Raw genomic sequence first — 13,972 nt, 5'->3', positions numbered from 1 at the left:
CCTCTCGCTGCGCCCGGCTGGTGGTTCCCACACCGGAGTCCTGGATGATCACGGCAGCCGGACGACCTGTCCGGCGTAGGACAGGCCCGCCCCGAAGCCGACGAGCAGCGCCACGTCACCGCTGCGAACCTCACCCGCCGCGCGCATGTGGTCCAGCGCGAGCGGGATCGAAGCGGACGAGGTGTTGCCGGAGTCCACGATGTCACGTGCGACCACGAGGTCCTCACGCGCACCCTTCGCCCGCAACCGCTTGGCGATGGCCTCGACGATGCGCAGGTTCGCCTGGTGCGGCACGAACACGTCGACGTCGGACAGCTCGACGCCGGACAGCTCGACCGCCCGCAGCGCGACCGGCGCGATCTGCGTGGTGGCCCACCGGAAGACCGACTGGCCCTCCTGGAAGATGAACGAGTCGCGGTCCTTGATCTGGATCATGTCGACCAGGTCGCCCGCGCTGCCCCACGCCACCGGGCCGATGCCGGGCTCGTCGGCCCGGCTGACCACGGCGGCGCCCGCGCCGTCGGCGAAGATGATCGCGGTGGACCGGTCCACCGGGTCGACCCAGTCGGTCAGCTTCTCCGCGCCGATCACCAGCACGTGGTCGGCGGTGCCCGCGCGGACCATGTCGGAGGCGGTGGCCAGCGCGTAGCAGAAGCCCGCGCACGCGGCGTTCAGGTCGAACGCGGGCGCGGCCCTGACCCCGATCCGCTCCGCGACCTGCGCCGCGGCGTTCGGGATCGGCGACGGCATGGTGCAGGTGGCCACGATGACCGCGCCGACGTCGGACGGGGCCAGCCCCGCGTCGGCCACCGCCTTGGCGCCGGCCTCCACGGCCATGTCGACCAGCAGCTCGTCGGGCTTGGCGACCCGCCGGTTGGCGATGCCGACCCGGTCGCGGATCCACTCGTCCGAGGTCTCCATGCGGAGGGCCAGGTCGTGGTTGCTGACCACGGTGTCGGGCTGGTAGCTGCCCAGGCCGGTGATGCGGCTGCCGGTCGCGCCGGCGGGCGTGGCGAACGCGGTCATCGCGCGGCCCCCGTCCCGACGGGCTGCGCCGCGGCGACCAGCTCCGCGACCTGGTCGAGGTGTTCGGGGGTCTTGAGGCCCAAGGTGGGGGTGCCCTTCAGCTCGCGCTTCGCCAGGCCGGTCAGCGCGCCCGCGGGCGGCAGCTCCACCACCGCGGACACCCCCCGCCCGGCCATGGTCGCCTGGCAGGCGTCCCACCGCACGGGGCGGGTCACCTGGGAGATCAGCCGGCCCAGCACCTCGGCGCCGTCGGTGAGCACCGCGCCGTCGGCGTTGGACAGCAGCGGCAGCACCGGGTCGGAGACCGCGATGCCCTCGGCCCGCGCCCGCAGCGCCTCCTCGGCGGGGGCCATGTACCCGGTGTGGAACGCGCCCGCGACCTGGAGCCTGCGGACCTTCGCCCGACCGGGTGGTTGTGCGACCAGCTCGTCGAGGACCTCCAACGGGCCGGCGGCCACGACCTGGCCGGCGCCGTTGCGGTTCGCGCCGACCAGGCCCAGCTCGTCCAGCCGGGCCAGCACCTCGTCGGGCTCGCCGCCGAGCACGGCGACCATGCCGGTGGGGGCGAGCGCGCAGGCGGCGGCCATCTCGGCGCCGCGCACGGCGGCCAGCGCGACCGCGTCGTCGGCGCCGAGCACGCCCGCGATCGCGGCGGCGGCCAGCTCGCCGACCGAGTGCCCGGCCACGACGGTGTCCGCGGGCAGCTCGACCCGTCGCCGCAGCTCCTCGTGCGCGAGCAGGGCCAGGGCGACCACCAGCGGCTGGGTGACCGCGGTGTCCTTGATCTCGTCCGCGTCGGCGGTCGTGCCCAGGCGCGCCAGGTCCAGGCCGGTGGCCTCGGACCACGCCGCGACCTGCTCGGCGGCCCCGTCGAGTTCGAGCCAGGGGGCGAGCATGCCGGGTGTCTGGGACCCCTGTCCGGGGGCTAGGAGCGCGATCACGTCCCCAACTGAACACGGTCGACTCGCTCCACCGGGATGCCGTCACGGACGAATCCACGCAGCGGCAGTTGTAGGGTCTCTACAAAAGTGACTCGCGGATGAGCGTTGACGCACGTTGCGTGTTGTGGATCGCGGCTCATGCCGCCTCACGTCGTTCGTGAGGCGTGGATCACACCGGGACCCCTGGGGTCACCACAGCCCGCGGGCCCGCGCGAGCCGCCCCACGGACAGCGCCACGCGCAGGACCAGCGCGTCACGGGGGTCGTTGGCGTTGCGCCCGGTCAGCTCGGTGGCGCGCCGCAGCCGGTAGCGGACCGTGTTGGGGTGCACGAACAGCGCCCGCGCGCACGCCTCCAGCACGCCGCCGACCTCCAGGAAGGCGTCCACGGTCGCCAGCAGCGAGCCGCCCGCCTCCTCCAGCGGCCGGGCGATGCGGTCCACCAGCTGCCACTCGGCCTCCGGGTCGCCCGCCAGCGCCCGCTCCGGCAGCAGGTCCAGCGACCGCACCGGCCGCGGCGCGGCGGGCCACCCCACCACGGCGCGCAGGCCGGACAGCGCGTCGCTCGCGCTGCGGTGCGCGTCGGCGAGGCTGTCCACGGTCGGGCCCGCCACCACCGGCCCCGCCCCGAACGCCTCGGAGATGCGCGCCAGCGCGTCGCCCCGCCCGGTCTCGCCGCCGAGCAGCACCACCAGCCGCGAGCCCTGCACGCTCAGCAGCACCTGCCGCCCGATCCGGGCCGCCCGGCTGCGCACCTCGTAGACCACGGCGGGCGGGTCGTCCGACGGCGGGTTGCCCACCAGCACGGTCGCCTCGGCCGCCGGGTCCCAGCCCAGGGCGGTGGCGCGGGACAGCAGCGACTCCTCGGCGTCACCGCGCACGATCCCGTCCACGACCAGCGCCTCCAGCCGGGCGTCCCACGCGCCCCTGGCCTCGGCGGCGGCCGCGTAAGAGGTGGCCGCGGAGAACGCGATCTCCCGCCCGTACCGCAGCACGCCCTCGTTGAGCAGGGCGCGCTCGGCGTCGCCGCGCGCCAGCCGCGGGAGCTGCCGCTCGAACAGCTCCAGCGCGATCCGCACCAGCTCCACGGTCTGCCGCAGGCTCACCCAGCGGGAGATGTCCTTGGGCGCGGACCGGAACGCCTCCGCGGTCAGCCGGATCGCCTGCTGCGGGTCGTGCAGCCAGGACACGAAACCGGCGACGCCGCTCTGGATGAGCAGCTGCACCCCGGCCCGCTGGTCGGCGGGCATCCGCCGGAACCAGGGCAGGCGCGACTCCATCTCGGCCACGCTCGCCGCGGCCAGGTCGCCCGACGCGCGTTGCAGCGCGCGCAGCGTGTCCGGCGACAGGACGGTCGGGCCGACACCGGACGAGCCGCCCCCCGCCGCGCCGCCACCCGCCGCGTCACCCCCCGCCGCGTCGACTCCCGCCGCGTCCTCCCCGGGCGGGCCGTCAGCGGACGGGCTGGTCCCGGATGGCCTGGTCATGGCCCCACGATCGCACGTGCTCCACAGGACGACACAAACGAGTGACTCGACCTGACGCTGTGCTCCGATCGCCCTACCTTCGGTGGCGTTCGGAGCAGTCGGGACTCGGGTCGGGAGGATGGACGTGCGCAGGTTCATGTCGGTAGGCCTGGTGCTCGCCGCGGTGCTGGCGACCGCGGTCGGCACGTCGGCGGGGGAGGGTCGCATCGACCCGCTCGCCGAGTTCCACGCCCAGGAGCTCACCTGGAAACCCTGTCGCGACGGCCTGGAGTGCGCGGACCTGGTGCTGCCGCTGGACTACTCCCGGCCGGCCGCGGAGAGGATCTCGCTGCTGATCAGCCGCCGCAAGGCCGAGGACCAGGCGCGGCGGCGCGGCGTGCTGGTGCTCAACCCCGGCGGTCCCGGCGGCTCGGGCCTGGGGATGCCCACTTTCCTGGCCAAGTCGGGGGTGGCGAAGGTCTACGACCTGATCGGGTTCGACCCGCGCGGCGTCGGCGGCTCCACCGCGCTGACCTGCAACACCGTGCCGGACCTCGTCGTCGCCGAGAGCCGGCCGAAGGACGAGGACTTCCCGAAGTGGGCGGCCGAGGCCCACGCCGCCGAGGAGGGGTGCCGGCGCTCGGCGGGCGGCATCCGGCCCTTCATCAACACCGCGAACACCGCCCGCGACCTGGACGTGGTGCGCGCGGTCCTGGGCGAGGAGAAGATCAACTACCTGGGCTACTCCTACGGCACCTACCTCGGCGCGGTCTACGGGAGCCTGTTCCCGCGGCACCTCGACCGCAGCGTGCTGGACTCGTCGGTGCACCCGGAGTGGATCTGGCGCGAGCAGTTCCTGCAGCAGGCCGTCGCGGTGCGGCGCAACGTCGAGTCCTGGGCGGAGTGGGTGGCCCAGCGCGACGACCACTTCCGCCTCGGCGTCGAGGTCGAGGAGGTCATGGCCAACGTCGAGGGCGTGGCGGCGTCGCTGGCGCAGCGACCCATCGCCGACCACACCCGCACCGAGTTCGACGCGGCGATGGGCGTGGGCACCCGCTACCGTCCACTGTGGGCGGACCTCGCGGACGCGGTGACCAAGCTCCGCGCCGGCTCGCCGACCGAGACGGCGCTGATGATGGCCCGCTCCGCCGAGGACGAGCTGGTCTCGGGCGTGTTCAACACGGTGACCTGCGAGGTCGACTGGCCGACGGACCCGGAGACCTACTACGAGGACATGCGGGTCTTCCGCGACCGCTACCCGTACGGCTTCGGCGTGGCGCGGGCCGCGCCCACGACCTGCGCCTATCGCACGTTCACCCCGCCGGAGCCCCCGGTGAAGCTCAAGCGCGACGGCTACCCGGTCGGCGTGATCGTCCAGGCCGAGGGCGACACGCAGACGCAGTACGAGGGCGGCCCGGCAATGGCGTCCGCGCTGGGCCACAACCTGATCACCGTGCTCGACGAGGGCAGGCACGGCATCTACGGCTCCGGGAACAGGTGCGTGAACCGGGCGGTGGACCGCTACCTCGTCGACGGCGTCCTGCCGCCCAGCAGCTCGACCTGCCCGGGTGAGCCGCGACCGAGCGAGGGCGGCGCCGGCTCGCCGCTGAGGCTCCGGTCCTACTTGGACGCCCTGGGCATCGGCCTGAGGTTCTGAGACGGGGCCCGGGTTCCGGGGCGGGACCCCGGGAGGGCGAGCGGCCGGGCGACTTCCACGAGGTCGCCCGGCCGCTGTTCGCCGTGCTGCCCGGCCCGCCGTCGCCGCGGTCGAGCCGGTGAGACGTGAAAACGCTCGGCGCGGTCAGACCGCGCCGAGCGTTTCCCTCTCCCCGGTCCCCACCGGTACCTCCACTCTGGACTGTCCACGCGGGATCCGCCATGCCAGTCACCCTTTCGTGCGGGCACTTCAGGTTGCCGGGTGACGGGCACTGCGACACGATCCGGTCGCGGGGCGTATCGCGTGACGACGCGGTACGACCCGGGGACCACCGACGGGCCAGGCCGGGAGCCGGCCCCGCCGACCCCTCGGAAGCCGGCGCCCCGAAGCCGGCAGGCGCCGGAGGCCCCGGCCGGCAGGGCCTCCGGCAGTCCGACCCGACCCGACCCGGCCAGGTCAGGTCCGGCTCAGTCCAGCTCGTCCAGCACGTCGGCCCAGCTCACGTAGGCGAACCCGGTCGTGTCCGCCTCCCCGACGGCCGGCCTGCGCTCGCCGTCGTGCACGACCAGCAGCCCCTCCGGGTACCGCGGCCCCAGGTCGGCGGTCACCACGTGCGCGCCGTCCGAGTGCTCCACCGAGTCGTTGCCCCGGCCCGCGCCCACCGCGAACGACCCCACGTACCGGTTGCGCCCGGTCCGCTCGTAGACCGCGAACCGCGAGTCGCCCTGGCTGGACGCGACCAGGTAGCCGTCCGCCACGGTCAGCCCCTCCGCGTCCGCCTCCAGCACCCGGCCGCCGACGCCGGGGTCGGGCCCGGACACCGCGCACTCCTCGGTCACCGGGTCGTAGGTCTGCGGGACCCCGAAGGAACGCACCCGGTCCACCAGCACCGGCTCGCCGAACCCGGACGGCCGCAGCGGGATCCGCCACACGCCCACGTCCTCCTGCGCCGCGTACAGCACCCGGTGCCGGGAGTCCACGACCATGCCCTCCAGCTGCGGGCCCTCGCCGGGCTCGCCGCACGGCGCCCACACCCCGCCGCCGGGCAGCGGGAACGACGAGGGCAGGTCCAGGGTCGCCGCCACCGAGGTGCCCACCGAGCCGCCGGCGGCCGGCACGACGCGCAGCAGCGCCAGCCGGGTCTCGTTGCGCCGGCTCGCCACGACCACGGGCGTGCGCCCGACGAACCCGGCGGCCAGCCCGTACGCCGTGCGCTGGTCGTCGACCTCGGCCTCGGAGCCGGAGAACACCGGCCGCGCGGCGGGGTCGGTCACGTCCCGCAGCACGCCCGCGCCCGCCGCCGAGCCGCGCCCGTCGACCTCGTAGACCCGGACCCTGTCCCGCCCGCGGTCGCTGACGAACGCCAGGTCGCGCGCCCGCCCGCCGACGGTCACCCGGCTGAGCACGTCCACGTTGTTGTACCGGCCGGGCGCGGCGCCCGGCGACGGCGCGGCGGGCGCCGGGTACAGGCCGAGGGTGCGGCCGGACAGGTCGAACGCCGCCAGCCCGCCCTTCTTCAGCGTCCCGAGCACCACGCTCCGCTCAGCGGAACGGGGGTGCACCCACACGGCCGGGTCGTCGGCGTCGGCGTTCGCGGGCGCGCCGGACGCGTCGTCCGCGAAGGCTCGCGTCTGCGCCACCGGCACCACCACCCCCTCGGCGGGGGCGGCGGCGAGCAGCAACGGGGCCAGGGCGGCCACCAGCAGGATTCGCATTCGGCGCAGGCTAGGCGCGCCCGGTGTACGGCAGTCGAACCACGAGTTCTGTGCCGTTGCTCACCGGGGGAACACCGGGGGGCGCGCCGGTGTTCGACGCGGTGAGCAGACATGCGCTCCGGGGCTCGGTGGAAGTCCGAACCGGCGGTGACAGCCCGCGACCCGCCCGCCAGGGCGGTTGACCCGGTGGAACCCCGGGGCCGACGGTGAAAGTCCGGAGGGGAGGCGCGCGTGCCGTTGGCGTGCCCTGCCCCGGACCGGCCTGTCGGCAGAGGGAGGACGCGGTGCACGTCTTGATGGAGCAGGGCTTCACGGTGCTCGGCCAGAAGGTCTCCTGGCTCGAGTTCGCCGGTCAGGTCTTCGCCTTGGTCGTGGTCTGGCTGGCGCAGCGCCGCTCGCTGTGGACCTGGCCGGTGCAGCTGACGTCGGTGACGCTGCTGTTCGTCGTCTACGTGTCGGTCCACCTGGGCGGCACGGCCGCGCGGCAGGTGGTGATCGCCCTGATCACGCTCTACGGCTGGTGGGCGTGGACCCGCCGGCGCGACCCCGTCTTCGGCGTGGTGGTCCGCAAGGGCACCACCCGGGAGCGGCTGGCCGTGCTGGGCGCCTTCGCGGGCGGCACGGTCGCGTTCGCGCTGCTCCTCCAGGCATTCGACGCCAGCCGGGCGCCGTGGCCGGACGCCGCGTTCTTCATCGGCACCGTGCTCGCCTTCACCCTCCAGGGCCTGGGCCTGGTGGAGTTCTGGCTGGTCTGGCTGGTGGTCGACGCGATCGGCGTGCCGTTGCAGCTCCAGTCCGGCCTGTACTTCAGCGCGGCCGTCTACGTGGTCTTCGCGGTGCTGGTGATCCGCGGCTGGATCGACTGGAACCGGGAGGCCAAGCGGTCCGCGGCCACGGCGCGGACCCAGGCCCAGGAACCCGCCTAACGCCCTTCGCGCACCTCCTGCACCCGTTCGGCCAGGTCGTCCATCAACCCGTCGATGGCGGACGGTTCGGCCAGCGACAGCCGGAGGCGTTCCCGCATGACGCTGGTCAGCTCGTCGTAGTAGGCGGAGGTGGGTCGCGGCAGGGCGGTGCGGACCACCTCCCCGAGCAGGGACTGCCCGGGGAGGGCCGCGCCGCCCGTCGGGTACGGCCCGGCCAGGCTCGGCGCCCACCCGGCGTCCCGGAACAGCTCGCGCTGGGTCTGCTCGCGGGCGAGGAACCGGATGAACTCGCGCGCGGTCCGCTGGTGGGTCGAGCACCGCGACACCGCGAGGTTCCAGCCGCCCAGCGCGCTCGGACCGGGCAGCGCCACCACGTCCCACCTGCCGGCCACCGCCGACCCCGGCTCCTCCAGCAGCGGCCGCGCGTAGGGCCAGTTCCGCATGAACAGCGCCTTCCCGGCCTGGAACACCTTGCGGCTCTCCTCCTCGCGGTAGTCCGTCGCCTCCGGGGGGATCCACCCCTGCTCGAAACCGCGCGCCAGGAACTCCACCCCGGCCTTGGCCTCCGGCCGATCGGGGTGCAGCGGGTCGCCGCCGTTGGCCCAGATCGCCTCCACGGCGTTGACCACCAGGCCCTCGTAGTCGGCGAACTGCCCGACGTACCCGGCCAGGTGGTGCTTCGGCGCGACCTCCACCGCGAGCCGCCGCAGCTCGGCCCAGGTGCGCGGCGGGTCCTCGCCCTCGGCCTCGAGCACGTCCCGGCGGTAGAACAGGAACCCGGCGTCCACCCGCCACGGCACGGCCCACAGCCGCCCCTCGTCGTGCCGGACCCGGAGCTGGTCCACGGCCTGGGGCAGCATCCGGTCCGCGCCGAACTCGTCGGCGGGCAGGGGCACCAGGTGGCCGGACTCGGCGAACGCGGGCGTCCACACGGTGTCCAGGTTCATCACGTCGTAGCAGCGGTCCTCGTAGCCCTCGCGCACGCCGGCCAGGTCCTGGGCCCGCGTCATCAGCTGGGCCCGGTGGATGTCCGTGGAGTTCGACATCTCCACGAACTTGACCGGCTCCAGGGGGTTCGCGGCGTTCCACCGCTCCACCAGTCGGTGGACCTGCCGGCCGGCCGAGGTGTCCAGCCCGTCCACGAACGTGATCGGGCCCTCGTCGTCGGCCCGGTCGGCCGGGACGCCCGAGCAGCCCGCGCAGGCCGCCAGGAGCAGCGTCAGGGCCACGAGCAGGCGCATCACGTCGTCCCTCCCCAGACACCCCGCGCCACGGCCTCCAGCGCGTCCTGCGGGCTCGTCTCCGCACAGCCGCCGCCGTGGGCCTTGGCGGCCGCGTACAGAGCCGTGGTGGGCGCGCAGGCGCCCTCGGCGAGCCCGACGGCCACCACGCGCACCGGCCCGCTCGTGCCGGGGTCGACCGGCGGGACCGGCCCCGCCGACACCAGCACCGCCACCTTCGCCCCCGCGCGCACCGCGTCCTCCAGCACCCCGCCCGCCGGCGGCAGCCGCACCAGCCGGTCCCGGGGCGTCAGCAGGCGCTCCAGCGCGGCCACCACCCCCGCGCCCGCCCCGTCCACCGCCAGCGCGACCGTCACCGGCCGCGACGCCGCCTCCCAGGCCCGGTACAGCGCCTCCCCGTCCGGCACCTCGACCTCCTCGCCCGGCACCCGCGACCGCGGGTCGCCCACCAGCCCCGGCGTGCCGTTCGCGGCGCGGAAGCCCGCCCGCCGCATCGCCGCCTGCGCCTCGTCGGACCGCAGGTGCTCCTCGAACCGCTCCACCACGCGCCGCCGGCGCTCGTTGGGCGGCAGGTCCGTGCGCTCCACCACCACGAACGGGTGGTCCAGCGCCACGCCCGCGCCGCGCGGGTACAGCAGCCGGCAGTCCTCGTGGTCCGCCACGACCTTCTCCGACGCCACCAGGACCACGTCGCCCCGGCACGGCGGCGCGTCCGTCGTGCGCCGCGCCGCCCCGCGCAGCCGCAGCGGCGCGTCGGGCGCGTCCAGCGCCGCCCCGCCCAGCTCGGCGCGCGCCAGCGCCGCGACCGCCGCCAGGCCCGCCCCGGACGAGGCGTCGGGCTCGACCAGCCGCGCCTGCGCGACCGACGGCCACAGGAACTCCCGGTCGTCCTCCTCGACCCGCTCGGCCAGCTCCGCGGACGCGCCCAGCACCACGGTCGACCGGGCGATCGACGCGCGGTGGTCCAGCCTCAGCCGCGCGCCCTCCTCCATGGCGCCCAGCACGCCGGCGACCTCGAAGGAGGCGTCGGGCAGCCACACGTGCGGCTCGGTGCCCTGCGGGACGTGGTCCGCCTCCTGCCAGCCCCGGCTGAGCGCGTCGGCCGCCTCGCGCGCCGAGCCGCCCGTGGTCACCTGCACGCTCACGCCCTTGCAGCCGTGCGGGGTGAACTCGCGGGACTCCTTCTCGAACTCCACCGCCACACCCGTGACCACCCGCTCCTTCTCCGCCGAGGTGAGCACGTTGAGCTGCACCGGCGTGGGGCACGGCGGCGCCTCGACCGGCACGGCGGCGAACGCGTGGGTGGCGGTCGCCGCGAGCAGCGCCAGGACCAGGGCCCCCGCCGGCCGGCCGGGCCTGCCGCGCTTGCGGCGGTGGCGGGTGCGCGGTCGCGGCGGACCGGGCGGCGGGCCGCCGTCGGGCGCGCGGAGCCACGCCTGGCCGCGGAACTCCTTGACCCCCACCTCGACGCGGCGGTAGGCGTCCGGGTCGGCGGCCGGGTCGTCGCGGATGACGTCCTCGAAGAACCGGCGCGACACGATCAGCGCGAACACGCCGGGCGCGCGCTCCAGCGCCTCCCGCAGCGGCGCCGAGTCCAGCAGCCGGAACGCCAGGTTGACCTCGTCGCCCACCACGCCGTGCGCGTCGTGCTGCACCTCGCCCGCGGTCACCGAGATCCGCAGCCGGATGCGGGCGTCCTCGGCGCGGGTGGCGTTGTAGCGGCGCAGCTCGCCCGCCAGCGCGTACAGCAGGGCGCCGACCACCCGGCTCTTGGGCACGCTCGGCGGGATCAGCACCAGCGCGCCGTCGCCGCGGTCCTCGTGGTGGGTCGCCGACCAGTCGAGGCCGCACTCGGCGAACGCGGTCTCCAGCGCGTCGTACAGGCCGCGGCGGACCTCTTCCTGGCGGTTGCGGGTCCGCCTGCTGAAGCCGGACACGTCGACGGCCAGCACCGTGCGGTGCAGGGCGTGCTGCGGCGTCCCCATCCGACCCCTCGTTGGACGCTGGGCTGTGCGCCCGAGTCTATGGGGAGGATCACACCCGCCGCCCGGGTTCGGCGGAGTTCGCGCTGGTCGGGCCGCACTACTGCGGACACGCCGAGGGGCGTGGCCCGTTCGGACCACGCCCCTCGGCGGTCGTGCCAGGGTCAGGCCAGGCCGGCGTCCTGCGTGGACGGGCCCGCCGCCGAGACGTCGTCGATGCGGTAGCGCCGCGCCGCCTCGACCACCTTCGACTGCTCGACCTCGCCGCGCTTGGCCAGCGCCGCCAGGGTGGCCACCACGATCGACTCGGTGTCCACCAGGAAGTGCCGCCGCGCCGCCGGGCGGGTGTCGGAGAAGCCGAACCCGTCGGTGCCCAGCGTGACCATGTCGGTCGGCACGTACGGGCGGATCAGGTCCGGCACCGCGGACATCCAGTCCGACACCGCCACCACGGGGCCCTCCGCGCCGGACAGCGCCCGCGTCACGTACGGCACGCGCGGCTCCTCGTCCGGGTGCAGCAGGTTGTGCCGGTCGACCTCGACCGCCTCGCGGCGCAGCTCCGAGTACGACGTCGCCGACCACACGTCGGCGTGCACGCCCCACTCCTCGGCCAGCACCTCCTGGGCCTTGACCGCCCACGGCCCGGCCACGCCGGAGGACAGGATCTGGGCCCGCGGCCCGCCCGAGCCCTCGGCGACCTTGTACCGGTACAGGCCCTTGAGCAGGCCGTCCACGTCCAGGCCCTCGGGCTCGGCCGGCTGCTGGTAGGGCTCGTTGTAGACGGTGATGTAGTAGAAGACGTTCTCGGCGTCCTCGCCGTACATCCGCCGCAGGCCGTCCTTGACGATGTGCGCCACCTCGAACGACCACGCCGGGTCGTAGGCCACCACCGCCGGGTTGGTGTGCGCCAGCAGCAGCGAGTGGCCGTCCGCGTGCTGGAGGCCCTCGCCGGTCAGCGTGGTGCGACCGGCCGTGGCGCCCAGCACGAAGCCGCGCGCCATCTGGTCGGCGGCCGCCCACAGGCCGTCGCCGGTCCGCTGGAACCCGAACATCGAGTAGAAGATGTAGATCGGGATCATCGGCTCGCCGTGCGTGGCGTAGGACGTGCCGGCGGCCGTGAACGACGCGGTGGAGCCCGCCTCGTTGATGCCCTCGTGCAGGATCTGGCCCTGCTCGCTCTCCTTGTAGGCCAGCATCAGCTGGGCGTCCACGGAGGTGTAGAGCTGGCCGTTCGGGTTGTAGATCTTCTGCGCGGGGAACATCGAGTCCATGCCGAACGTGCGCGCCTCGTCCGGGATGATCGGCACGATCCGGTTGCCGATCTCCGGGTCCTTGGCCAGGTCGCGGACCAGCCGGACGAACGCCATCGTGGTGGCGACCTCCTGCTTGCCCGAGCCCCGGCGCACCACGTCGTAGACCTTGTCGCCCGGCAGCACCAGCGCCTTGGACTTGCCGCGCCGCTCCGGCACGAACCCGCCGAGCTGCTTGCGGCGCTCCAGCAGGTACTGGATCTCCGGGGACTCCTCGCCGGGGTGGTAGTACGGCGGCAGGTACGGGTCGAGGTCCTTGTCGGCGATCGGGATGCGCAGGCTGTCCCGGAACAGCTTGAGGTCCTCGTGGGTCATCTTCTTCATCTGGTGCGTGGCGTTGCGCGCCGCGAAGTGCGGGCCCAGGCCGTAGCCCTTGATGGTCTTGGCGAGGATGACCGTCGGCTGGCCGTGGTGCTCCACCGCCGCCTTGTACGCCGCGTAGACCTTGCGGTAGTCGTGACCGCCGCGCTTGAGGTTCCACACCTCGTCGTCGGACAGCGGCGCGACCAGCTCCTTGGTGCGCGGGTCGCGGCCGAAGAAGTGCTCCTTGACGTACGCGCCGTCATTGGCCTTGTACGTCTGGTAGTCGCCGTCCGGCGTGGTGTTCATCAGGTTGACCAGGGCGCCGTCGCGGTCGGCGTGCAGCAGGGCGTCCCACTCGCGGCCCCAGATGACCTTGATGACGTTCCAGCCCGCGCCGCGGAAGAACGCCTCCAGCTCCTGGATGATCTTGCCGTTGCCGCGGACCGGGCCGTCCAGGCGCTGCAGGTTGCAGTTGACCACGAACGTGAGGTTGTCGAGCTGCTCGTTCGCGGCGATCTGGAGCAGGCCGCGCGACTCGGGCTCGTCCATCTCGCCGTCGCCGAGGAACGCCCAGACGTGCTGGTCGGACGTGTCCTTGAAACCGCGGTCGTGCAGGTAGCGGTTGAACCGCGCCTGGTAGATCGCGTTCATCGGGCCGAGGCCCATGGACACGGTCGGGAACTCCCAGAAGTCGGGCATCAACCGCGGGTGCGGGTACGACGGCAGCCCGCCGCCCGGACCCGCGTGCGACAGCTCCTGGCGGAAGCCGTCGAGCTGGTGGGTCGAGAGCCGGCCCTCCAGGAACGCGCGGGCGTACACGCCGGGGGAGGCGTGGCCCTGGATGAAGACGTGGTCGCCGCCGCCGGGGTGGTCCTTGCCGCGGAAGAAGTGGTTGAAACCGACCTCGTAGAGGCTCGCGGAGGACGCGTAGGTCGAGATGTGACCACCGACACCCACGCCGGGGCGCTGCGCGCGGTGCACCAGCATCGCCGCGTTCCACCGGACCCAGGCCCGGTAGCGGCGCTCGACCTCCTCGTCACCGGGGAACCACGGCTCGCGCTCGGTGGGGATGGTGTTGACGTAGTCCGTGCTGGTCAGCGAGGGCACGCCGACCTGGCTCTCCCTGGCCCGCTCGAGCAGCCGCAGCATCAGGTAGCGGGCACGCTGCTGCCCGCCGCCCTTGAGCACGGCGTCGAACGACTCCAGCCACTCCGCGGTCTCCTCCGGGTCGATGTCGGGGAGGTGGGCGGCCAAGCCGTCACGGATGACGCGTACCCGCTCGGGGGTGTTCTGCGGGGCCAAGGGATCTCCTCGTTCCGGGGTCTTCTCGGCTCCCATCGTTGCCTTGCGGACACGTCCCCGACACCGCTACCGGTGAGTAGTTCTGGATCGTGTCCCTCGCGCGCG

9 protein-coding genes and 1 riboswitch are annotated in these 13,972 nt (G+C 74.3%); of the genes, 2 read left to right on the top strand and 7 right to left on the bottom strand.

All coding sequences use genetic code 11. From position 1 onward, the window contains the following. Positions 1-48: 48 nt before the first annotated feature. The 3 genes from ACFV4N_RS05065 to ACFV4N_RS05055 form a co-directional block, all read right to left on the bottom strand. Positions 49-1,026, bottom strand: a complete 978-nt coding sequence (locus ACFV4N_RS05065; protein ID WP_499671198.1) for a beta-ketoacyl-ACP synthase III — start codon at positions 1,024-1,026, stop codon at positions 49-51. Next, positions 1,023-1,967 carry an ACP S-malonyltransferase gene (locus ACFV4N_RS05060; protein ID WP_499671197.1) on the bottom strand — a complete coding sequence of 315 codons (945 nt, stop codon included), beginning with the start codon at positions 1,965-1,967 and terminating at the stop codon, positions 1,023-1,025. The genes ACFV4N_RS05065 and ACFV4N_RS05060 overlap by 4 nt, the downstream gene beginning before the upstream one ends. Before the next feature lie 189 nt (positions 1,968-2,156). Then, positions 2,157-3,452 carry a PucR family transcriptional regulator gene (locus tag ACFV4N_RS05055; RefSeq protein ID WP_499671196.1) on the bottom strand — a complete coding sequence of 432 codons (1,296 nt, stop codon included), beginning with the start codon at positions 3,450-3,452 and terminating at the stop codon, positions 2,157-2,159. Positions 3,453-3,570: 118 nt separating this feature from the next. Here ACFV4N_RS05055 and ACFV4N_RS05050 point away from each other — a divergent pair, with 118 nt between their 5' ends. Continuing rightward, on the top strand, positions 3,571-5,088 hold the full coding sequence (locus ACFV4N_RS05050) for an alpha/beta hydrolase (RefSeq protein WP_499671195.1): 1,518 nt from the start codon (positions 3,571-3,573) through the stop codon (positions 5,086-5,088). A 467-nt stretch (positions 5,089-5,555) separates the two neighbouring features. On the opposite strand, the gene ACFV4N_RS05045 is transcribed toward ACFV4N_RS05050, so the two are convergent. Further along, positions 5,556-6,803 (bottom strand): phytase, encoded by a 1,248-nt coding sequence (locus ACFV4N_RS05045; protein ID WP_499671194.1) that lies wholly within the window; start codon positions 6,801-6,803, stop codon positions 5,556-5,558. A gap of 110 nt (positions 6,804-6,913) precedes the next feature. Then, positions 6,914-7,037, top strand: a riboswitch (FMN riboswitch). Between the two features lie 62 nt (positions 7,038-7,099). On the opposite strand from ACFV4N_RS05045, the gene pnuC reads away from it, so the two are divergent. Further along, positions 7,100-7,729, top strand: coding sequence for a nicotinamide riboside transporter PnuC (pnuC, locus tag ACFV4N_RS05040; protein WP_499671264.1), 630 nt, complete (start codon positions 7,100-7,102; stop codon positions 7,727-7,729). Here pnuC and ACFV4N_RS05035 read toward each other — a convergent pair. From ACFV4N_RS05035 to aceE, 3 genes are all read right to left on the bottom strand, one after another. Then, positions 7,726-8,970 (bottom strand): extracellular solute-binding protein, encoded by a 1,245-nt coding sequence (locus ACFV4N_RS05035; RefSeq protein WP_499671193.1) that lies wholly within the window; start codon positions 8,968-8,970, stop codon positions 7,726-7,728. The two genes, pnuC and ACFV4N_RS05035, sit on opposite strands and share 4 nt — an antisense overlap. Beyond that, a complete protein-coding gene (locus ACFV4N_RS05030; RefSeq protein WP_499671192.1) occupies positions 8,970-10,955 on the bottom strand; it encodes a substrate-binding domain-containing protein in 1,986 nt (661 codons plus the stop codon). Before ACFV4N_RS05030 ends, ACFV4N_RS05035 begins: the two co-directional genes overlap by 1 nt. A 161-nt stretch (positions 10,956-11,116) precedes the next feature. Continuing rightward, on the bottom strand, positions 11,117-13,903 hold the full coding sequence (aceE, locus tag ACFV4N_RS05025; RefSeq protein WP_499671191.1) for a pyruvate dehydrogenase (acetyl-transferring), homodimeric type: 2,787 nt from the start codon (positions 13,901-13,903) through the stop codon (positions 11,117-11,119). Between the last annotated feature and the right edge of the window lie 69 nt (positions 13,904-13,972).

Source organism: Actinosynnema sp. NPDC059797 (genome assembly GCF_042732085.1).
In the GTDB taxonomy this organism is placed as follows: domain Bacteria; phylum Actinomycetota; class Actinomycetes; order Mycobacteriales; family Pseudonocardiaceae; genus Actinosynnema.
This window is presented reverse-complemented; position numbering and strand designations above follow the sequence as displayed.

What these genes read in the sequence shown, in the direction of transcription:
- ACFV4N_RS05065 (WP_499671198.1), bottom strand. Translation starts at nt 1,026, where the DNA reads ATGACCGCGTTCGCCACGCCCGCCGGCGCGACCGGCAGCCGCATCACC.
- ACFV4N_RS05055 (WP_499671196.1), bottom strand. Translation starts at nt 3,452, where the DNA reads ATGACCAGGCCATCCGGGACCAGCCCGTCCGCTGACGGCCCGCCCGGG.
- ACFV4N_RS05050 (WP_499671195.1), top strand. Translation starts at nt 3,571, where the DNA reads ATGGACGTGCGCAGGTTCATGTCGGTAGGCCTGGTGCTCGCCGCGGTG.
- ACFV4N_RS05045 (WP_499671194.1), bottom strand. Translation starts at nt 6,803, where the DNA reads ATGCGAATCCTGCTGGTGGCCGCCCTGGCCCCGTTGCTGCTCGCCGCC.
- pnuC (WP_499671264.1), top strand. Translation starts at nt 7,100, where the DNA reads ATGGAGCAGGGCTTCACGGTGCTCGGCCAGAAGGTCTCCTGGCTCGAG.
- ACFV4N_RS05035 (WP_499671193.1), bottom strand. Translation starts at nt 8,970, where the DNA reads ATGCGCCTGCTCGTGGCCCTGACGCTGCTCCTGGCGGCCTGCGCGGGC.
- ACFV4N_RS05030 (WP_499671192.1), bottom strand. Translation starts at nt 10,955, where the DNA reads ATGGGGACGCCGCAGCACGCCCTGCACCGCACGGTGCTGGCCGTCGAC.
- aceE (WP_499671191.1), bottom strand. Translation starts at nt 13,903, where the DNA reads ATGGGAGCCGAGAAGACCCCGGAACGAGGAGATCCCTTGGCCCCGCAG.